Genomic DNA, 18,668 nt, shown 5'->3' on the forward strand with positions numbered 1-18,668 from the left:
TTTCTTTTTAAAAATTTCCTGGAGCTGTTCGCGATTTTTAAGCATCTTGAGTGCTTCCATCTTTATAACTATATCATAAACTGAAAAACCCCAACCAGAACAACTGGTTGATGGTTTCTTGACTCTAATGGAGGCGAGGGGCATCGTGTCCCATTTAGTACTTAATTTTTCATCCGACAGCAACAATACTCTCGGATCTCACGTGCCAAAGAAGAAAACCAACATTTGTGACTACTGGGGAAGATTTTTTCAAATAACAAAAGAGGCCGATCCATTAATCCGGTCTATTCTTAATATTTTTTATAATTAAAATAGATACATATATAATTAAAATCACAAACGTAACCAGCATAATTATCGGTCTAAATATATTTACTGAATCTATCGCGTTTATGCAAATAATAGAGAGTATTAAGAATGCTATGTTCTGTATATGGTGTTTTGTTGTCTCTTTTTTTATCAACCGGAAACTCACTAATATAACAATGTAAATATATAAACCTAAGCCTACAAATACTGTCCAGTTAATAAAATCACGCCCCTTGTATTATTTGTGCTATTCATAACAATAACTCCATAAACAAAATAAAGGAACCTCAGTACCAAAAAAATGGAGTAGTAGGCTCCTTTATTGTCTTTAATTTGTGAAAAAAGGCATGACCAAGGCCTTACTTGTTTTTATATGCTTGCTTTAATAATCTCTTCTATTCTTGGCCAACTGTAGTCCTCTTCTCCCCGTACAAGTTTGATTCTCCTGTTTGGCTTATCGATCGATGTCACAACGCCCCGCAGCTCCTCGTCATCAAACGGGTTAAATACAGTCACTGTGATAGATTTCCATTCCTGGTACGATTCAAAAATCGCTGCCTCGATCAACAGTATTTCCTGTTCGTCCAGAACCGGCTTCCCCCGTCTCTCTTGTTCCTTCTGATCCTTTAAAAACGCTTCACGATTTTCCGGAAGGATAATCCGAGATCCCTCGTATACGCCGTTCGCCGTCAATTTGCTAGCAATAGTTTACGCCCTCCTCAGTATTGGGTCCAATAGCTTAAATCGTTTGGCAGCGCCGTTATCGGTGCCTTGGGAAGCTTAAGCTTTTCCGACTCTCGTTCCCAGCCTTCCAGGATCACAATATTAGCCGTGTTAGACTTATCCTCCCAGTGTATGTATTCAGTTGTAATAAGGGTCTCTAAGGCGGCCATAACTACTTTATCCCCCTTACCCGTTTTAACAGTCAATTCATGGATTGTAGGCAGCCGTCGTCGCCCACTACTGTAGTTGTACAAGATCCTCAGTACCTTCCGTTCATAATCCGTCAACATGTTTAAGCCCCCTGTGCTGTCGTCCTGATCAGATAGCATGCCAGTAAACCGGACTCCTTAAATGTTCGCGGTTGGCCAGATAACAAATCATCTGCTTTAATAAGCCCAGACCGAATGCTCTTAACTTGTATACGACGCTTAGTGATCTTTCCGCTTTGGTCCGAATAAATGATTTCCACCAACCAACCCAAATATTTTACTGGCATGCTCTTCCCTCCAATAAACAGAACGTCCGTTTGCTTTTTTTAATATTATATGCGAATGTACGTTCGATATTCAACAAGAAAAAAGCCCCATCGTTATAAACCGATGGGACTCTACTTTAATGATTTCTTCTTCGTTTATTGTTGATTTGGTATGATAGTACTACCGCTAAAGTTAACAAAAGCATAACAGTAATACTGTTTTGATTTACGGAACCAGTCACAAGTGAATTAATAGCTAACATGATAATAGCTGCGGCCGAAATTCCTGTTAGAACATAACCTTTTCTGATTCTGTTTCTTCTAAATATCAAACTCACGATAGTGACCAGTAGAACAGCAGGAATTAAAAGAAAGAGTAGTATAATTGCATAAGAAGTCCCCAAGATATCCCTCCTCTCTTTTAATATTCTACTTTATCCTTTATTTGTTGTCACCTCATAGTACGTTATAGGCAACCAATGCAAATTCAAAGTTACTCCTTTGCCAGCATTATTATGTGACATGGAATTAGCTATCATGCTAAAACCAGCACCCTCAATTAAAGCTACCACGGCCCCTATCTGACCTCCCGGAATAAACCCTGCTATAGCCGCGAGAAGCACTGCTACTTGCGCAGTTTGCTGTAGTGCATAAATCATGTCATTTGTTTCTTGATTATTAAAAGTGATTGCAACTCCCCACCAGTAAGAATTAGCAAATGTAAAAGGAGTTACAACCTGACCATTACTGGTGGACACTTCACTGTTGACTGCAGCATTTAAGTTTTGAACTCCGGTAGCAAAATGATTATACACATCTTGCTCAACAATTCCTTGTGCAGCAGGATCAATATGATATAAATTATCTGATCCTTTGTTTATGTATGGCGTCATTGATTCAATAGAGTTTAAGACTTTCTTAGAAAATTCATCTTCTCCTAAAACAATTGTCTTTTTGTTAAGGTTAAATTCACCTTTAGGCAGTTCAATGGACGGAGACGGGGTAGCTGAGGATGCAAATGCAACCGGAGCCAAGGACGTAATAGCCAACGCAGTACATAGAGCAGCAGACAACATTTTTACCTTTTTGTTCAATTTTATTCCTCCCAAATCATATTTATGTTACAAATTGTATAATATATCAATTATAACAATCTATCAACCACTATTTGTTAAAATATAGATATACGTTGATAAAATTCAAAATATTTCTTCTTTTTTTGATTTTTAAACACTAATCAAAAAGGAACAGCGAATTACTCCCGCTGTTCCTTTTTATATTCAATCAATTCGGATATATCATCAAGTTCCAATGCCACCATGATTTTATCGAGGTTTTCAGGTGACCAAGCTTTAGATTTATTTTCGGCCATATCAGCAATCGTATTCCAGCGAATTCCCGTCATTTTACTCAGTTGCCGTGTATTCAATCCACGTTCGTCAATGAGTTCAGCCAGCTTCAACTTCAACATTTATAGTCTCACCTCAATTTAAATATATAATATTGCGATGAATAATTCAACTATATTCGTTGATATTCAACGATATTCGTTGTATAATTATATATGTAAGGAGGTGAACAACAGCAATGAAAACATTAGATTGGGTCTTGCTCCTAACAGCGATCGCAAATATGACGACGGCCATCGGCAATATGCTAAATACCGCCGCTAAGAGCAAGAAAAAGAAAAAAGGAACCAAACGCCGCGGACCACGCAAACGTTAAAAGTTCCCGAGTAGGCGGCTAACACAGCGCCTGCTCACCCCAATCTTAACATAAACAGCAATTAAATTTCCACTAGGAGGGCTTAGGATGAGTATTGTAATTTGGTCCATCGCAATAAGTGGTCTAATCATCTCAGTCGTTGCTTTAATACTGTCGATCAAAAACTTTAGAAAGTAACAGAAGGGTTGGATTGGGGAATGCAATTACCTTGGAGATACAACAGCGCGGGAGATATCACATACATTTATGTGCCTGGGGCAGATAAATACTATCAAGCGGTCCGGATTGTCAGACGTTTATTGGGGCCAAAGTTTCATCCTCATTCTGCGCGAATATACAAACGAACGCGTTGCGTCATTAAGCTATACAAACAAAAAAAGCCTTCCTGATGGAAGGCTTTTACCTATTATTTTACCACTTTTAATAATTGCAACAAATATTGTCCTTTAATTCTATCCGCATCTTCTGAATCCTTTTCCCGTTTGGAGAATTCAATAAATCCGTTTCGAGAATAAAAATTTTTCAAATCTTCAATGTCTTCGCATTCGAGATAAACAATTCTACCTCCGGCAATTTGTTGAAGCTTGGCAATATTATCGAGTGCCATCTTCAGTAACTCATCACCAGATATCTGTTTGTCCAGACCATCAGTAAAATTTTTTCCTAACTGTGCAATCAAAGGAGCCGGCATAACGTAACCCTTGTTAGACGAATCACGCGTACCGAACTTTGCAATTCTTTTCCTTAGACTGTTAGATAAATTACTGTCTTTTACTGATATAAACTTGTTTGCAAGTGAATAATAACCAATCAATCTTAGTTCACCTTTATATTGCATGAAAACTAAATGAGTTTGAGTTATCCCTTGTTTAGCAAATTCCACCGCACGAGACTTAAGGAAATACTCGACATCCTTGTTCATTGGACATGAAAAACCAGATATAATTTTGTTTGCTGAGCTATCGCCAAGTTCTTTGATCAAATCTAGCAAAGGAATTTCAATGTAACCTTTGATCAAAGGTCTTTAAATATCTCCCTAATCATTTTACCTCTAATTTCTCTATGTTGCTTCGAAAAAGAGACCTCCACACTTCCCTTTTTATCTGCATTTTCAAGTGCAGAAATCAACTTTTGGCTGTTTTTCTTACTGTCGATTGTAATACTTTTCATAATACTACTCGTCGCCATGTTGTTGACCTCCTTTCTGCCTTTGATATTATATGTAAATTCCTTTGCTTTATGTGCCACATTTATATCCTATATATACATCATTTGTATCGCATTTGTATCCTATTTGTACTGCATTTGTACTGCATTTGTATACTATTTGTACCTTCATTATATCTTTTGTACATCAAAAGTAAACTGAAATAGGCGATTTAATTGACTATTTCGTGAACTCAAAAAATGGAATACAACATATAGATTATTCATATATATACAATCTACATATAGACCAGATCCTTTCTAAAGATGAACTTGAAAACAACTTACATCTGATAACTAATTACCCTTACCTTTCCTTAATGAATTTTTTTACTTTTTTATAGGCAAACTAATAATAAAGCAAAATATAGAACAATGACACCGGGGAATGGTGTGTTTTTGAGACGATTTTGGTGGGTAAAATCAAAAAAGAACCCCACCAGTGGTCATAGCCCCGTCAAGTAGACAATAAAAAAGAGAAATTTTATTAAGCGGCGACTTTTTCCCGGAATTCAATCGGGGAGAGGTCGCCAAGTTTGTTTTGGAAACGTTCCTTGTTGTAAAACGAAATATACTCCGTAATTTGGCTCCTTGCTTGCTCCAGATTTTGAGGTTTTTCCAGGTACAACTTCTCCGTCTTTAAGTGGGAGAAGAACGATTCAATACAAGCATTGTCATAGCAGTTCCCACGCCGAGAGTGGCTTCCTGTGAGCTTCTTCTCTTCAAGCAACTTGGCATAACTCTGTGTTGTATACTGAAACCCTTGGTCTGAATGGAGCAAGGAAGGTCCACACTTCAGTTTCTTCACCGTGTCCGTAACGAGTTTTAAGTCATTTCGCTCGGAGAGTTCCCAGGCTAAAATTTCGTTGTTGTACAGATCCATCACGACTGAGAGATAAGCAAAATCATGTCCAATCCGGACATACGTAATATCCGTCACGAGCTTCTGCAGAGGAGCTGCCGCCGAGAATTCTCGATTTAAGACATTACGGAACAGAACTGACGGTTTCCGGCCAGCAAATGGACGTTCCTTGCGAATCACGGAACGAATCTGAAGTTCTCTCATTAAGCGGCGTACCTTTTTATGATTCACCACGAGGCCTTCCTTTCCTAACGCGGTTCGCATACGTTTATAGCCAAAATAAGGACGAAGCCGGTGAATGCCTAAAATATGTGCTTTTAGATCCGCGTCCCGATCTGCTCGTTTCTCTCTGAAGGCAGCGTTTTTCTTCCATTTGTAGTAACCTGCACGTGAAATTTCAGCCATTTTACACAGCCAAACCACGGGTACCGACTTGCTTATTTCTCGAACGGACTGGCACCGGGCTTCGAAATCCAGCTTCCCTCTCCTTGCAAATTCGGATTGAGCTTTTTTAGATATTCTACCTGCGCTTTCAAATAAGCATTTTCTTCTTCTGCACTACTAAAATGCTTCTTCGTCCAACGTCCCCGGTAATCCTCAAAACTCTCTCCGTTTAGGTTTTTACGAACCCATGTAATAATCTGGCTCTCGCTCTTAATCCCAAACTTCTCCATAATCTGACTGTACGCCCAATCTTCTTCCACTCGCAGACGAACGGCCTCTTTCTTCGTTTCTTCGCTATATCGATTAAAGGTTTGGCCTTTCTTTGCTGACATAACAAAAATCCCCTCCGGTATCCAGTGTTTGAGTTCATTGTAACATGTCCTCTTTTTTCACTGTCTACCAAGTGGGGATAATACCACCAGTGGTATGCAGTGGAGTCCTTTTTACCGATTCTATAGGATTTACGAATACATTACCATATTCATCCTTCCGCTTCAATCATCTTCAATCGATCATACAGATCAGAAACATTACCGTTAATCCCTGCAATCAGCTTCAGGATATTTTTCCTGAGCCTATTTGTCACGATTGCGGATTCCTCCCGTGTAATAACTGCTCCTGGACGTGTGCCATCGTAGTAACCATTAGCCGTAACCTCTGCCCATGTCTCTGCTGCCCATGGGCTCACAACATTAATGTCACGTTCTTGTGTCACTGGCTTATCCTCCTTAACAGGCGTCTGCCCGTAATAACTTATTAAGTATTGAGTTGGCTCGACAACTCCCGCTTCCGTGGCCGTATAACCATATTGCGGGCTGGCTGCTTTACGCACCTCATAATGCAAATGCGAGCCGCTGCTAATACCTGTGTTGCCTTGCTTGCCGATCAACTGGCCACGCTTTACTTGTTGGCCAACTTTTACGCCTGTAGCTGAAAGATGGGCGTAAATGTGCAAATAACCTTTATCATCTTTAATAGTCACGACGATTCCATAATTTCCGAAGCCGGATCCGGACACGCCCATTTTTGCATGCATGACCTCACCATCCACAAACGCATAGATCGGGCCATCACTCGGGTTAACAACCAGGTCGATTCCCCGGTGAAACTACTGCAGCCCACTGACCGGGTGCGTGCGCATACCAAACGGGCTTGTGATCCGGTACCCGTCAAAAGGATTACTCATGTCTTGCTCCTTTCCATAGCGCTTCTTTAATTCAGTCAGGTTGCCGTTGAATTCATTCAGATCCACGTTGCCCGTAATGCCTGGAACCTTGCCTGCATCGCTATACTGCCAAATTGTCCAGTTCTTCCATGCAGGCTGATCATCTGGAACCTTCGTATTACTGTAACGTGCGATCCAAAGATCCCGACAAGCTTGTATCAAAATTGCCAGCAAATGAATTGCCCGTGTAAATGATCGGTTTGACACCTGTCAGCCGTTCCAGCTCCGTCAGAAATGCTTTGGCCACAATGTTGATCTGTGCCTTGCTGATCCCGTTCGGATTGTTCTCGTAGTCCATCACAGGCGGGAGCTGCAGGGCTTTTGCCCCGCCAACCGCCTCGAGGGATTTTGCATAATGCGCGGCTTCCGACTTTGCTGCAGCTGCCGATATAGCCCGCAGGAAATGGTACGTTCCAACCAGCAAACCAGCCGACAACGCACATTTAACATTAGATACAAAATTAGGATCGGTGTACGTTTGGCCTTCAGTTGCCTTAATGAACACAAATTCCCGCTTATCGGCTTTAACCTTCTGCCAGTCGATATTACCCTGGTATCGGGAAACGTCGATGCCTTGAACGTTTCCTTGCTTACGTGCTTGCACCTGTACCAGCTCCTTTATCGTTGTCGTTGCCGCCCTTGCCCTTCAATACCTCAATTGCTTGCTTGATCACAGACGGGATAGGCGCACCCATTTCCCCGCCATTTTCAGTAATGGACAGCAATTCATTAGCAATATAGAAAAACGCCACCGTATCCCTGAATAAGTGGCCATCACCAAGGATGCCATCCACCAAGTGGCCGACCGCAACCATGGCAAAAATAAAGACCTTACGGGCAATTCCGAACATTCCGATTTTGCTTCTAAGTTCCCCGGACATCCAACCAGCAGCGACCCCTGTTAAATAATCCATAACTACAAACACCAGCAATACGCCCAACACTCCAGACCAACCCCCAAATAAATAAGACACTAACCAGCTACCCACGGCCAAAGCCCATTTCCCCACGTTCTCCAACTTCCTATCCCCCATTTATTTAATATGAAAAAGCCCCCTGACCACTCCAGAGGGCATAAAAATAGCGCACCACTTGGGTACGCTTGTTAAATCCCTTCAGTTTGTTTTAAAATGTAATCTTCCACAGCTTGGCGATAATCGGTATTGGTGATGTCATCAAGCAAGTACACTTGACTAGTCTTTGGATTGAGTCCCTTAGTCAAAATTCTTTCCGCCGCAATACGCACCACTACTTCGTTTACCATTACAAAATCCCTCCTGTATTTTCATTGGCTAATAATAAAATTTGATCTTCCAATTCCCTCATTTTCTCTTCTGGAGTTAATTCGGGACGAATCCTTTTAATGATTGGCTTTTTGGTTTCTGGATCGACCTTCTCAATATAATAGATGTTAAGATCGATCTCATCATATTCTAAATCAATGTGCTCTAATTTCGTGATTTCTTTCCGTGGCCAACCGTCACTTGGCATGAAATAAAGTACAATCTCCCCGTCTTGATCATATATAATCCTCATACCTGTTTGCATTGTGTTGTCACCCCCTTCCCTATCTCTATATGTTGGCACAAAAAACACGCTCCGCTTTCGGACGTGCTACGTCTACATATTCAATTGTTGGCATTCCCTCCTCCAAGACTCAGTTCTCTATTTTTCTGTATGTTCATCACAGTTGTTTCATCGTCATGAAGACACCGGAATAGTTTATCGTTGTTGTTGACGTGGGCGGTATAACGACCATGACCCCAAACAAAAGATATGAATTGCTGGCGTTAAACCCGGGTGGTTTATTGTTGATTGCACCCGCGCTTACATTGGATGAGGTTGGGTTATTGGACAATGTGCTTACCTTATACAAGTAATACCCAGACCCTGTTATCAAGTCCAGTGACAAACTCATTAAATGTAGATATTGTGTGGTGGATGACGTCAATTGCCATACGTTCCCGGCGATGTCCTGTAACGCAAAAGCTACTCCCATTCCGTAAAGTCCGCCAACATAAGTGGATGACGAATCTGCTACACTTTTATTACTCATAGATAATAATTTCTTATTGGCTTCAATCGTCATCATGGTGCCCTTAAAACCTGTGAAATTCGTTTGAACGGTTGTGTTACCGCTGGTCATTCCCTCCCCGTTTATAAGCACCGACTCGGGGGAGCCGCCTCCAATTGAGAATCTACTCAACGAGAAATTATCAATACTAGGCATGTCATCCCAACTCCTTGCCCGTGATGTAATAATTGATCCCGTAACCAGCAGCGGTTATAACCTCCGAGGCCGGGATTAACAAATCAGTTGTAGGTATAAGGATGGTGTCGTAACCTTTTATCGAAAATCCTTGTAATATCCTCACCCCTCCAACTTCCATTGTAACCTCCGTGTCCGAACTATTCGTATTGCACAGGATAATCCCTTTAACAATTCTTTCTTTTGACCATGAACTAACAATAGTGGACGATGAAGACGGAATGATTCCAAGCCCCATCCTTGTTACACCTGAGTATTCAGGGTCAGTTGTCAGTGCTTCGATGCCGGAAATGTAACAACTTATTACGTTTGTGTTCGATGCGCCGGAAACATATATCGTTATTGCATTGCCAGCAATTAGACACTGATCCATCACAGGGATAACTATTGTGTCTTTCGCCTTCAGGATGTAGTTAAACAGGATTTCAGTGTTTGCGACACGAACGATAACATTGATGCCAGAAGCGGAGCCATTTGAAATGATGAACGATTTAATTATAGTTTTATAGTTCGTGGGAACGGTGTACAAATTCACTGTAGAATTCGCGGTTGGAACACTACCACCGAACAACCTCTTGAAAGTTGTCGCCACCTACAACGCCCCCCATGCACTTTTTTTTGCGGGATATATTTGCGCCCAAGCCGACCACACCGTGGTTGATGTTTTATACCTGAAAAATATTTGGCCCGTGTTAACGGTTGTTACCCTTTGCATAGCCATGTTTGTAGCGCTCCTGAATATTTCGATATAATTCCCCACATTGCCTGTCACGGGGCCGTTAGTAGTATCATACGAATAAAATTGTCCAGCATCCAAAAGTGTATTCATGTCGGGTGTATTCAGCCATTTCGTATATCCCAAGTCTTCCGTTAGTTTGAACTTTTGCCATGATAGATCATCAACATATGACTGAACGCTTGCCAAATCGTCAGCGTCAAGCACACGTTCAAAGGGTTGCCAGCCTGAGTTAGAATCACGCTTGTTGCGTTTGTATTGTTTGTTGCTAGTACGGTTTTTCGTATCTGTGCCAGAGTACATCTCTGTATACATCTGGTAGCCGCCCGTGCCAATTCTTACTGTTTCAACGTAACCAAATGCCTCTGTTGCTCCTGTCGCAATTTGCCACGCCCCCCCCTGACCTCCCGTACCTCCACCAACGTAGAAAACGGAAATCCCTTCTGGATATAACGTAATGGCAGCATCAGGTGCTGCAAAGTTATTAGCGAGCTTAATAGTGCTTTGTTTCTCGTTAGCCAAATCATATGCTTGCTTAATCGCACTTGGTGTGGCTGCTTTGTCTTTTGAAGTATCGTTAATTGAATCAGATAGTTGCACCTTTCCTTTTTCAGTCAAAGACGCGTCGGGAATCTGAACGTTCTCCAATCGCTTCAAGATCTCTTCCAGGCTAATGTTTACGCGGTGATCCGTAGTTGAAATGACCCCGCTCGTATCAGTTGCCACATAGAAAATCGTTAATCCCTTTTTGGCTGTTGCTTGAGAAGTCGTCTTTTTGACAGCTCCATCGATGTCCACGTACAAGTATTGACCTTGAGTTGGATTCAGCAGCATTTCACCTGCAGCTACCTGATAACGGCCGCCATTTACGTAAGCTATCCCAGCTGTCCATGTCGCTTTAAGACCTTGGGCGCTACAAAGAAGCCCCATTGTTCCATCAACAGGCACAGCAAAGTTACCACCCAATTCCTTGGCTAATTGTTCGACCAATGTATGGGCTGCTTCAATACCACCTTCCATAGTGTTAAGGCGGCTTGAAGTGATTCGAGTTCCGGCTTGAACCAGTTCAAAAAGAGGTCGGCCTGTTTGGGGATCTGTCTTCTGCTTTCCCGAAGCATCATAAATGGGCTTTGTCATATCGGGGATCTCGTCCAACCACGTTTGTTTGTTATACAATTGCCTTCACCTCCAGCTTAATCGTGAATTCGAATCCGATCAGAAAGCCCAGATCGTTCTTAACAACATTCAACGCCTGGTTAGCGAGTGTTCTTCCCTGGTTATCCATCAAGGAAGCCCCAAGGATCTGCTTTCCAATTACGGCTGTATCGCTTAAAAACACGTACTTTCGGATCGTCCGACCCGATATAACGGTATTATGGATTGGGTATTTCACCAATTCTCCACTGACGTTTACCAGTGCATGATCAAAATGCGAGTCCGCATCAGTTACTGCATAGTCCAACATAAGCGGTTGAATAACATCTGCCATTATGGCGTCCCTCCTTGCATGGGTATTTCGAATCCTGTTATCGGACTGTCGATCCTGGAGTATGCTGTAGTGGCAGCCATTGTAATATTCTGAGTAGCCAAGACGCCGCTTGTCCCCAGTTCTTGGGGCATCTCAAATCCGCAGATAGGGAAATCAACGGAGTGCGAATAACCCTTGCCACTCAGTATGATGGCGGGTGTAGTTGTTTTGGCCACAGGGACAGCTCGGTTAATATGAACAGGCCGGATGTACTCAAAATCATCAAATAGCCCCGCCACATTAATGGGGGAGCTGCCGTCATATTCAAAGTGGATCTCCTTTGCTATAAATTCCTCTCTCACCTGCAGGAGCTTACCGTATTGCAATCCGATCTGTCGAAGAATAGGCAATTTGAATGGCTTCTTCGCTAACCGTTTTCTGCGGATCGCTTCTCGACGGTTTGACAATGAACCTACCTGTACTGTCCTGAAGTAGATCCATTCCCACAGATCCAACCCCCAAGTTGCCCGCTGAAGTAAAAACTGTTCCACTAATTCGTCCATCTTCTTTGCCCGCAGATCAATCTCTTCTTCCATTACGCCAAAGTGCCAGCCTGCTACCTCATTTTCATACCAGTATGGTGGTAACACTTCCCGGTACCGAACGGGAATCATAGCAGCATCACCTCAACCTGCAGGAACGATACAGGTGGAACATCAATGTCCTGAACATCATCATTAAGCGCAAAGTCACTGTAGTTCTCCACGCCTGGCACGAGCAAGAGAGCGGCAATATAGTTGTACAACAGCTTGCTGCGGCCGTTAGCATATGCGATTACCCGCTGACGTATCAGTTCGGCCAATTGCTGCAGGTCTTCCGATGTTTCCAACTTGGCTTTAACGGAGACCAAGAAGATCGGAGCAGGATACACGGCCAGATCGTGACCAGCTATACGGTAATCCTCCCACATCAATGCTTTGACTTTCTCGGCAAACTCTGCCGTAATCGGTTGTCCGGCCATGTCAGTCAGATACAGATCAATAGAATTGTCATGACGCTCCTTTTCCACGGCCACCGCGCCGCCTACGCCCTGGATCTCTTTGGCCCAAATTTCATAATCTTTACGACGGCCGTTGCCTTCTTCAACAAAAGCTCGATCAAGAATCCGCAGGCGGTAATCATCGTTGGATTCACCATCTTTCCGGACCATACCATCTGCCCAACCATGTGCATCCAAAAATTCGTCATCGGCCCAAATCGGTGTTGACTGCAGCACGCCATATCCCCACAATTCTTGTTGTTCGGCCAGCTCCTGGGCAATGGGGTACCAAAGATCATAAAAGTATTCACCCTCGCCCACAGGAGGCGGTGGCAGCCCTCTTTCGTTGGCCATCGTAATTGCCCGGTTAACCCATCGTTGATAAATCATGTCCGGGGTTTCCTCAAGCACAGGTACAACAGGGAACTTAGGCAAATCATTAATCGTTAAGCTCATGTATCGATCACCTCATTCAATTCAGCCACACCTACAAGACCAGAAATCTGGATAGTGAGATCCATCCCCCGATCAACACGCGTCATTGACGTTACCTCGGCTTGCTCAATCTCCGGGTGAGCCGTCAACGCTTCTTCGATGTCGCGGATAATTTCAGTGTCTTCCCATCCTGGCCACTCCGATTTTTCAACGCCGATGTCAGCACCATATACAACATATTGGAATCGCTCGGTGCAAAGGATCTTCATGGCGGTTTCAACAAGAAATTCCTCATAACTGGTTGTCCGGACTGCACGCCCTGATTCATCCAGGACAGCCCTGCGGTTGCGGTAATCCATCTTGTATGTCCATTTGGTTGCAGAAGGAATGTTGTCCACCAGATCGGTAACGTCCACTTCTTCTAGTTCCATTTCAGGAAATAACGTTTCGTCCTCATCCATACGTTACCGCTCCTTCCCCAAAACGTAATAGCGTTGGCCTGTCATACGTGATACCAGGAGTCGATCACCAACCTGCAGAGGGCTGGGGATGATTAATTTACCTTTCATCGTCATGGGGTCCGGTTCTGTCACATCAAACGTTACGTCAATTTCACGCTCCTGCAGGTAATCTGCGATAACAATCCTTCCCGATTCATATGGATACGGATCGCCATCCACCTCGATTTTGGCATTTGGCCAGCTCAGCAGGGTAGCGCGTTCGGTATCCCGAGCATCGATGTGACCCGCTACCTTCTGTTTTAAAAGATTCATTGCATCACCCATCATTACGCTTCCCTCCGCTCCAAAACCATCTTGACTGTAAATATGCCTTTGCTCCAGCTTGTATCTACGCTTTCCACAATCCATTTGGTAACGACAGTCGTCTTGATCAGTACTAGCCAGCCAGCCCGTAAACCAGCCAATGTATGGTCTTCATGACGGACGGTGATCTTTTTGATCTGTTTGGGTTTGGCCATCGCCTTCACCCTCTGCGTTGCAACCGTCGTAGGGTTTTCATCTTCCTCTACTTCAATGATCTCTTCCATGCGGCCAAACGTCTTCAAGGCGCTGGCGTCCGTTTTAGTAACTGACGCTGACAGCTTGTCATCCTTGTATTTCTGCGCGGTAACCACCGTGTATGTGTCCTCGATGTTGTAGCCTGCGCTGCTGGCCTCCATTTGTTCAGGCACAAAAATAGGCACCTTTTCATTGGTGCCTTCCCTCACAACCTGCAGGTAAAAATGTTTCTCCGTCCGGATAGCATCCACATGGTACCTGTAGCCGCTACGCTCATATGCCTTTTGCAACACATCCAAAATGACCTCTGAATGCGCCATCGTCCCATATCGTTCATCCAGGGTAAAGCCAAGTTTTGGGCAACGGAAGTCAACACCTGTCGTCTGAATGTACTTCTGCAACTCAGCCCCTGCTTCACCTTTCAAATACGGCCGAGTCCCTTTGTTCTTGGCAAGGTACCAACCAATTTCGCGGGCTTTAATCTCCCATGCACCTGTAAATTCATCTTTTTCATAGTCTATGATCGGACCATGAAAGAATTGGTTCTTGTGATGCAGGAGTGCCTTGCCGATACTGTGGGAAAAGCACATCAGCATACCGGCCACACTAACCGTGGGAATGTCACGCAGCCGAACCGTCAAACTTCGCGCGATTTCATCCCGTTGCGATGACCAAGAAATGTCCGTTATAGCAGGAGCCATGGCAGACCTGGCATCCTGTTTACCGTATATGACTGCAAATTTATCCATGGTCCCCCTCCTTACTTCACTTTGTTGTTGGCTGCCGCAATCTTGCTTTTGCGACCTGTGTAATCAAATGCACCCGTCGCATTATTTGCAACATCCTTTGCCGCTGCTGTACTCTTCTTTTTATCCTTGGCCTTTTTCTTCTTTTTGGTCGTCTTCTTCTTGTCCTTTTTACTGGACTTGGCCGTTGTATTGGGCCGGCTCTTGGACGACTTCGTTATTATTACGCCAGGCTTCAGGAGTTGCTTGGTATTGCTGTAAGAAATGATTTTCACAGGCTTATGTTCAACCAGTGACATAGTGATATGAATATTACCTTGGCCGTCTTTATAAACAATCTCCATGTTCTCGATCAACATAGTCTGGGAAAACAATTCCTCAAAATTCAACACTACCGGCTTGGGCTTCCACTTCTCAAGTAGCTGCCACGTCGTTTCTGGCCGTTTGTAGGTGACAGTCTGTTTCTTGTCCGTCTCCCACAACTCACGCCATTCGCGCGGCAAAATGGTCGAAAAAGAAACCCGCTGCAGCTTGGCAGTGGGTTTCCCTGTTCGCTCTTGACCTATGATGTTGTTAAATGTATCCACATCATTTCCGGTTGTAATTTGTACCTCGGCCGGAGTGATCGGGAAGGTCAGCCGAATGGCCCCCTGAGACATTGCCAACATGCTTTACCCTCCTGTCTCCAATGCTTTGTATATTTCTTCACCAGCCACATCTCGGATCAATGCGCGGCCTGCAGGACTTGTCAGGGCTTTGGCAAAGGATTGGAAATCCGTAATGCCTGCTGCAATCCCTCCGAGATCAATTGTGACATTGCCGATCGTTACCGACTTATTTCCTGTGGCGGTTTGTGCCGCCAATGCCGTCGTCCGGACAGGAATGTTACTTCCTGACAGGTTCGGACCTTCAATGCCATTCACACCGTCCTGCATCGTCCCAGCAATCACAATCATTCGATCTTTAATAGAGTCCGGCCGTAATCCATCCGAGAACATGGAAACGAAATTCCCCGCCCATCGGTCCGACTTACTGGCAGGTCCTTCCTTGGTCGGAGAGCTAAAACCAAGGTAATCCTTAATAACACCTGCAGCCTTTGACACAATGCTGGTCAGGGTCGGGAATTTACTTTGCATACCCGCAGCCATCATGCTAATCAGGTTACTTCCCCAACTGCTTCCTTGACTGGATACAGTAGAGAATGACATAAGATGCTGACGGGTCAGATCGATCGCGCTTTTGGCAGATGAGCTCACACCGCTAAAGCTTAATGCAGCTTGGCCGTTGCCGCTGATAATGTCCCTTGTGCTGTTTTTCGTTGTAACTCCAAGATCCTTGGCTTTCTGTTCGGTTTCCTTGGCTGCTGACCCAACGGCTTTTACGTTACTCTCAGCTTCCTTGGACTCCGATCCTTTGAACATGCCAACAAGCTTATCCTTAATATGATCTGCGGCTTGAGTGACGCCGCTCTCGTTCATTGCATCTGTAAGGCCTTGCTTAAGGCCACTTTTCTGCACATTGGATATGACGCTTTCCATCGTTTCCTTGATCTTCTGTTCGCCTTCCTTGGTCGTTGAAGCTGTGGTGCTTATAAATGATTCTTTTGGCAACTGAGGCGTTACAGGAACGGATTTCGGTTCTTCTTTAGGACCAAACCCCATCCACCCTTTTATTGAATCAGTAAGGTTTGAAACACCATCCACAATATCACGAGTAATCCCACTTGAATCTGCCCATGAACCAAGCTTCTCACCTGCCCAACTACCAACTGCAGCACCTGCAGCTGTACCAAGAGGACCTACCAACGAGCCAACTAGACCACCGATGGTGCCACCGGCTAAGCTACCAACCGTCGAACCACCCTTGGTGGAAATCGCTTCTTTCCAACCTTGTTCTTTTGCTGTGTCATACATGTCAAAAGCCGAGAAACCAACATTAGCAATTGTGCCAAGCACACCAAGGCCTTTCATGACACCTTTAGCTGCGCCACCGACACCTTTTACACCCGTTGACAACAAGCCATCCGGCCCAAGCTTTAGATTAATTTTAGGCATTTTGGGCGTCTTAACAGAAACGTCTTTAACTTTCGACTTGGTTGACGTTTGCGGCTTTGACTTCTTATCACTCACAATATCCGTTCTGGTTGTATTTTTGCTCGAACTGTTGGATTTCGATTTTGTCCCACCTGAACCGCCATTTCTTCTATTCTTACGTCTGTTTTTGCTGTTTCCCCCGCCGTTGCCACCCATGCTGCCATTAACGTAAACACGAGTCGCATTCACGTTCATGCTGGATACGAGATCAGCGCCGCCGATCGGGGTAGATCCACCACCGCCAAACTTACGAGTACCGGGAATTTTGTTCCATGCCCATTTTCCGGCGCTAGTTACATCGCCATAAAGATTCTTAGTTCCCTTCACCATACTCGCAGTGCCTTTGATAGCCAAGACCCCGGCCAAGCCAGCCATTAAGTTATTAAAAAAAGTATCGTACTCTTTATAAAGATTTATTGCCTTTCCGATACTTGATGCGATACCAGACCCTAAAGCTTCGATTTGAGCCTTGTTTTCCACTAAAAGAGAGTTGAACTCTTGCATTGCAGGCAATGAAGCTTGCATGATTGTGCCGCCAATATCCTGTAGTTGAGTCTTCATCTGATTTTGTGTTTGAATGAACTCTGTCATAGGGTTTGCCGCTTGTTGTTGGGCAACCATTCGATCCGTTGTACCCGTCATATCGGGAGCTTTCTCAAAGGCAACGCCATACGTCTTCAAGATTGAGTCTGCATTATCTTCACCCGTTGCTGACCCCAGCTTGGTCAATGACTGTTTCAATTCATTACTGTCTTGGCTGGCCATATCAGCGAGCAAGGCGGCTATAGCACCTTGGGCTCTCTGTTTATCCCCGGAATTGATGTCTGCAGTGAAAGCTTCAGCTTGTCGTGCAGCATCTTTCTTCCCTGATCCCCGAGCACCAAAGTAATCAGCCATGTCGTCAGCATTAAGAGCCTTAACCCCAAAAACCTCTTTGAAAAAATCGCCCGGCTTGTCGAAATTGAAGGCCCCTTCTTTGACCGTTTGACTTAGAAAAATACTCATTTGAGCTGAGCTTGTGCCGCTACTTGCGAAGTAGGGGCTATATTCCCAAAACGTGTCCGCTAGGTCTTTTTGGGGATCGCCTACTGACATGTAAGCATGCACTATGCTGTCAGCAACTTGCGAATAGGATTCTTTAAAGTTTTTAGCTGTTTGGGTGACTGCTCTCTGCATTTCCTCAGATCCGGAATCGGGGATGACTGCTTGTAATTTCGTTGTAGCCGCGAAAGCTTCGCTCACCTTCGATTTGTCCTGAACCATAGGTGTAAGGGTAGTAAGTTCAGCAGCTCCTGTGGCTCTATCAGAGATAAGCCCTTGGGCAACTAACTGGTCGTTTGTGGCCAAAACTTCAGAACGCTGTTGAGATGATAAGTATGGGGCAAGCCGTGAAGATTCCTTATAATAATCTCCTACACCACCAAACACTGCATCCGACCTCCCGCCACCTAACACCAAACCGCCACCGAGAGCAGCAAGCCCGGATATTTTGGCAAAAATGTTATCGACCAGCGGACTGATTTGATCGTCGGCATGTAGTCTTACGTGGGCATCAGATACACCCCTCACCTCAGCATCTGCACGAGATACGGAACGACGGAAGTTCTCGGCGCTGGAACGTGCCCGTCGGAATAAGTCCCCGACAACAGCACGACCGAGCTGCCTTGTTTCGTCTGCAGCTCGTCCGACCTGGGCTCCAAGATCACGCGCTGACTCCCCTGCACGATGTATGGACGATGAAAACTCACTGCCCATACGATCTGCAGCACGGCGAAGACCACCAACATCGTCTTGCGTATTTCTAAGCCCGCTCTGCATACGACGCAGCGTACCAGATACGAGATCCCTTGCTTCAATAGGTACGGTTATTCTACTGGCCGTAGCCATATCTTTC

General features: G+C 44.4%; 23 protein-coding genes and 1 pseudogene. 1 reads left to right on the plus strand and 23 read right to left on the minus strand.

All coding sequences use genetic code 11. From position 1 onward, the window contains the following. Positions 1–678: 678 nt before the first annotated feature. The 4 genes from QP794_RS28055 to QP794_RS28070 all read right to left on the minus strand — a co-directional run bounded on the left by QP794_RS28055 (position 679) and on the right by QP794_RS28070 (position 2,978). On the minus strand, positions 679–1,002 hold the full coding sequence (locus QP794_RS28055) for a YolD-like family protein (protein ID WP_483311963.1): 324 nt from the start codon (positions 1,000–1,002) through the stop codon (positions 679–681). A 26-nt stretch (positions 1,003–1,028) separates the two neighbouring features. After that, positions 1,029–1,322: a hypothetical protein gene (locus tag QP794_RS28060; RefSeq protein WP_285080019.1), complete on the minus strand. Its 294-nt coding sequence runs from the start codon at positions 1,320–1,322 to the stop codon at positions 1,029–1,031. A gap of 619 nt (positions 1,323–1,941) precedes the next feature. Further along, positions 1,942–2,601 carry a hypothetical protein gene (locus tag QP794_RS28065; protein WP_285080020.1) on the minus strand — a complete coding sequence of 220 codons (660 nt, stop codon included), beginning with the start codon at positions 2,599–2,601 and terminating at the stop codon, positions 1,942–1,944. A 161-nt stretch (positions 2,602–2,762) separates the two neighbouring features. Beyond that, positions 2,763–2,978 (minus strand): helix-turn-helix domain-containing protein, encoded by a 216-nt coding sequence (locus tag QP794_RS28070; protein ID WP_285080022.1) that lies wholly within the window; start codon positions 2,976–2,978, stop codon positions 2,763–2,765. Between the two features lie 116 nt (positions 2,979–3,094). On the opposite strand from QP794_RS28070, the gene QP794_RS28075 reads away from it, so the two are divergent. After that, the gene (locus QP794_RS28075) at positions 3,095–3,232 is read left to right on the plus strand and encodes a hypothetical protein (protein WP_285080023.1); all 138 of its coding nucleotides are present in this window, start codon (positions 3,095–3,097) and stop codon (positions 3,230–3,232) included. A 406-nt stretch (positions 3,233–3,638) separates the two neighbouring features. Here QP794_RS28075 and QP794_RS28080 read toward each other — a convergent pair whose 3' ends face one another. The 19 genes and pseudogenes from QP794_RS28080 to QP794_RS28175 form a co-directional block, all read right to left on the minus strand. Then, positions 3,639–4,250 carry a hypothetical protein gene (locus QP794_RS28080; protein ID WP_285080024.1) on the minus strand — a complete coding sequence of 204 codons (612 nt, stop codon included), beginning with the start codon at positions 4,248–4,250 and terminating at the stop codon, positions 3,639–3,641. Next, positions 4,247–4,420 carry a hypothetical protein gene (locus tag QP794_RS28085; protein WP_211085468.1) on the minus strand — a complete coding sequence of 58 codons (174 nt, stop codon included), beginning with the start codon at positions 4,418–4,420 and terminating at the stop codon, positions 4,247–4,249. The genes QP794_RS28080 and QP794_RS28085 overlap by 4 nt, the downstream gene beginning before the upstream one ends. Before the next feature lie 505 nt (positions 4,421–4,925). After that, positions 4,926–6,076 (minus strand): IS3 family transposase gene (locus QP794_RS28090; protein ID WP_483311964.1). Its coding sequence is split into 2 segments (ribosomal slippage): positions 4,926–5,815 and positions 5,815–6,076, totalling 1,152 coding nucleotides; the frame shifts between segments, so codons are not numbered across the junction. 149 nt (positions 6,077–6,225) lie between these two features. Beyond that, positions 6,226–6,840: a M23 family metallopeptidase gene (locus QP794_RS28095; protein ID WP_285080088.1), complete on the minus strand. Its 615-nt coding sequence runs from the start codon at positions 6,838–6,840 to the stop codon at positions 6,226–6,228. Between the two features lie 12 nt (positions 6,841–6,852). Next, positions 6,853–7,573, minus strand: a pseudogene (locus QP794_RS28105) (glycoside hydrolase family 25 protein). After that, complete coding sequence (locus QP794_RS28110) at positions 7,560–8,003, minus strand: phage holin family protein (RefSeq protein ID WP_285080027.1); 444 nt, start codon at positions 8,001–8,003, stop codon at positions 7,560–7,562. Before QP794_RS28110 ends, QP794_RS28105 begins: the two are co-directional and overlap by 14 nt. A 71-nt stretch (positions 8,004–8,074) precedes the next feature. Continuing rightward, complete coding sequence (locus QP794_RS28115; protein WP_094937551.1) at positions 8,075–8,233, minus strand: hypothetical protein; 159 nt, start codon at positions 8,231–8,233, stop codon at positions 8,075–8,077. Next, positions 8,233–8,517 carry a hypothetical protein gene (locus tag QP794_RS28120; protein ID WP_285080028.1) on the minus strand — a complete coding sequence of 95 codons (285 nt, stop codon included), beginning with the start codon at positions 8,515–8,517 and terminating at the stop codon, positions 8,233–8,235. The genes QP794_RS28115 and QP794_RS28120 overlap by 1 nt, the downstream gene beginning before the upstream one ends. A 136-nt stretch (positions 8,518–8,653) precedes the next feature. Further along, a complete protein-coding gene (locus tag QP794_RS28125) occupies positions 8,654–9,199 on the minus strand; it encodes a hypothetical protein (RefSeq protein ID WP_285080029.1) in 546 nt (181 codons plus the stop codon). Position 9,200: 1 nt separating this feature from the next. Then, positions 9,201–9,830 (minus strand): hypothetical protein, encoded by a 630-nt coding sequence (locus tag QP794_RS28130; protein WP_285080030.1) that lies wholly within the window; start codon positions 9,828–9,830, stop codon positions 9,201–9,203. Beyond that, positions 9,831–11,150 (minus strand): pyocin knob domain-containing protein, encoded by a 1,320-nt coding sequence (locus tag QP794_RS28135; protein WP_285080031.1) that lies wholly within the window; start codon positions 11,148–11,150, stop codon positions 9,831–9,833. Then, entirely contained in the window at positions 11,143–11,463 is a 321-nt protein-coding gene (locus QP794_RS28140; protein WP_285080032.1) for a hypothetical protein, read from the minus strand. The genes QP794_RS28135 and QP794_RS28140 overlap by 8 nt, the downstream gene beginning before the upstream one ends. Beyond that, a complete protein-coding gene (locus tag QP794_RS28145; RefSeq protein ID WP_285080033.1) occupies positions 11,463–12,116 on the minus strand; it encodes a hypothetical protein in 654 nt (217 codons plus the stop codon). Before QP794_RS28145 ends, QP794_RS28140 begins: the two co-directional genes overlap by 1 nt. Then, positions 12,113–12,937 (minus strand): baseplate J/gp47 family protein, encoded by an 825-nt coding sequence (locus QP794_RS28150; protein WP_285080034.1) that lies wholly within the window; start codon positions 12,935–12,937, stop codon positions 12,113–12,115. Before QP794_RS28150 ends, QP794_RS28145 begins: the two co-directional genes overlap by 4 nt. Then, a complete protein-coding gene (locus QP794_RS28155) occupies positions 12,934–13,377 on the minus strand; it encodes a DUF2634 domain-containing protein (RefSeq protein ID WP_285080036.1) in 444 nt (147 codons plus the stop codon). The genes QP794_RS28150 and QP794_RS28155 overlap by 4 nt, the downstream gene beginning before the upstream one ends. Before the next feature lie 3 nt (positions 13,378–13,380). After that, positions 13,381–13,704 carry a DUF2577 family protein gene (locus QP794_RS28160; protein ID WP_285080037.1) on the minus strand — a complete coding sequence of 108 codons (324 nt, stop codon included), beginning with the start codon at positions 13,702–13,704 and terminating at the stop codon, positions 13,381–13,383. Then, positions 13,704–14,684 carry an XkdQ/YqbQ family protein gene (locus QP794_RS28165; protein ID WP_285080038.1) on the minus strand — a complete coding sequence of 327 codons (981 nt, stop codon included), beginning with the start codon at positions 14,682–14,684 and terminating at the stop codon, positions 13,704–13,706. The genes QP794_RS28160 and QP794_RS28165 overlap by 1 nt, the downstream gene beginning before the upstream one ends. Positions 14,685–14,695: 11 nt before the next feature. Further along, positions 14,696–15,349, minus strand: a complete 654-nt coding sequence (locus tag QP794_RS28170) for a hypothetical protein (protein WP_285080039.1) — start codon at positions 15,347–15,349, stop codon at positions 14,696–14,698. Between the two features lie 3 nt (positions 15,350–15,352). Then, positions 15,353–18,661 carry a tail tape measure protein gene (locus QP794_RS28175; RefSeq protein WP_285080040.1) on the minus strand — a complete coding sequence of 1,103 codons (3,309 nt, stop codon included), beginning with the start codon at positions 18,659–18,661 and terminating at the stop codon, positions 15,353–15,355. Between the last annotated feature and the right edge of the window lie 7 nt (positions 18,662–18,668).

It is taken from the genome of Paenibacillus sp. UMB7766-LJ446 (assembly GCF_030226665.1).
In the GTDB taxonomy this organism is placed as follows: domain Bacteria; phylum Bacillota; class Bacilli; order Paenibacillales; family Paenibacillaceae; genus Paenibacillus; species Paenibacillus vandeheii.

Bases quoted from the DNA above. Each gene is read 5' to 3' on its own strand.
- QP794_RS28060 (WP_285080019.1), bottom strand. From the start codon at position 1,322: ATGTTGACGGATTATGAACGGAAGGTACTGAGGATCTTGTACAACTAC.
- QP794_RS28070 (WP_285080022.1), bottom strand. From the start codon at position 2,978: ATGTTGAAGTTGAAGCTGGCTGAACTCATTGACGAACGTGGATTGAAT.
- QP794_RS28075 (WP_285080023.1), top strand. From the start codon at position 3,095: ATGAAAACATTAGATTGGGTCTTGCTCCTAACAGCGATCGCAAATATG.
- QP794_RS28085 (WP_211085468.1), bottom strand. From the start codon at position 4,420: ATGGCGACGAGTAGTATTATGAAAAGTATTACAATCGACAGTAAGAAA.
- QP794_RS28110 (WP_285080027.1), bottom strand. From the start codon at position 8,003: ATGGGGGATAGGAAGTTGGAGAACGTGGGGAAATGGGCTTTGGCCGTG.
- QP794_RS28115 (WP_094937551.1), bottom strand. From the start codon at position 8,233: ATGGTAAACGAAGTAGTGGTGCGTATTGCGGCGGAAAGAATTTTGACT.
- QP794_RS28120 (WP_285080028.1), bottom strand. From the start codon at position 8,517: ATGCAAACAGGTATGAGGATTATATATGATCAAGACGGGGAGATTGTA.
- QP794_RS28125 (WP_285080029.1), bottom strand. From the start codon at position 9,199: ATGCCTAGTATTGATAATTTCTCGTTGAGTAGATTCTCAATTGGAGGC.
- QP794_RS28140 (WP_285080032.1), bottom strand. From the start codon at position 11,463: ATGGCAGATGTTATTCAACCGCTTATGTTGGACTATGCAGTAACTGAT.
- QP794_RS28145 (WP_285080033.1), bottom strand. From the start codon at position 12,116: ATGATTCCCGTTCGGTACCGGGAAGTGTTACCACCATACTGGTATGAA.
- QP794_RS28150 (WP_285080034.1), bottom strand. From the start codon at position 12,937: ATGAGCTTAACGATTAATGATTTGCCTAAGTTCCCTGTTGTACCTGTG.
- QP794_RS28155 (WP_285080036.1), bottom strand. From the start codon at position 13,377: ATGGATGAGGACGAAACGTTATTTCCTGAAATGGAACTAGAAGAAGTG.
- QP794_RS28160 (WP_285080037.1), bottom strand. From the start codon at position 13,704: ATGATGGGTGATGCAATGAATCTTTTAAAACAGAAGGTAGCGGGTCAC.
- QP794_RS28165 (WP_285080038.1), bottom strand. From the start codon at position 14,684: ATGGATAAATTTGCAGTCATATACGGTAAACAGGATGCCAGGTCTGCC.
- QP794_RS28170 (WP_285080039.1), bottom strand. From the start codon at position 15,349: ATGTTGGCAATGTCTCAGGGGGCCATTCGGCTGACCTTCCCGATCACT.
- QP794_RS28175 (WP_285080040.1), bottom strand. From the start codon at position 18,661: ATGGCTACGGCCAGTAGAATAACCGTACCTATTGAAGCAAGGGATCTC.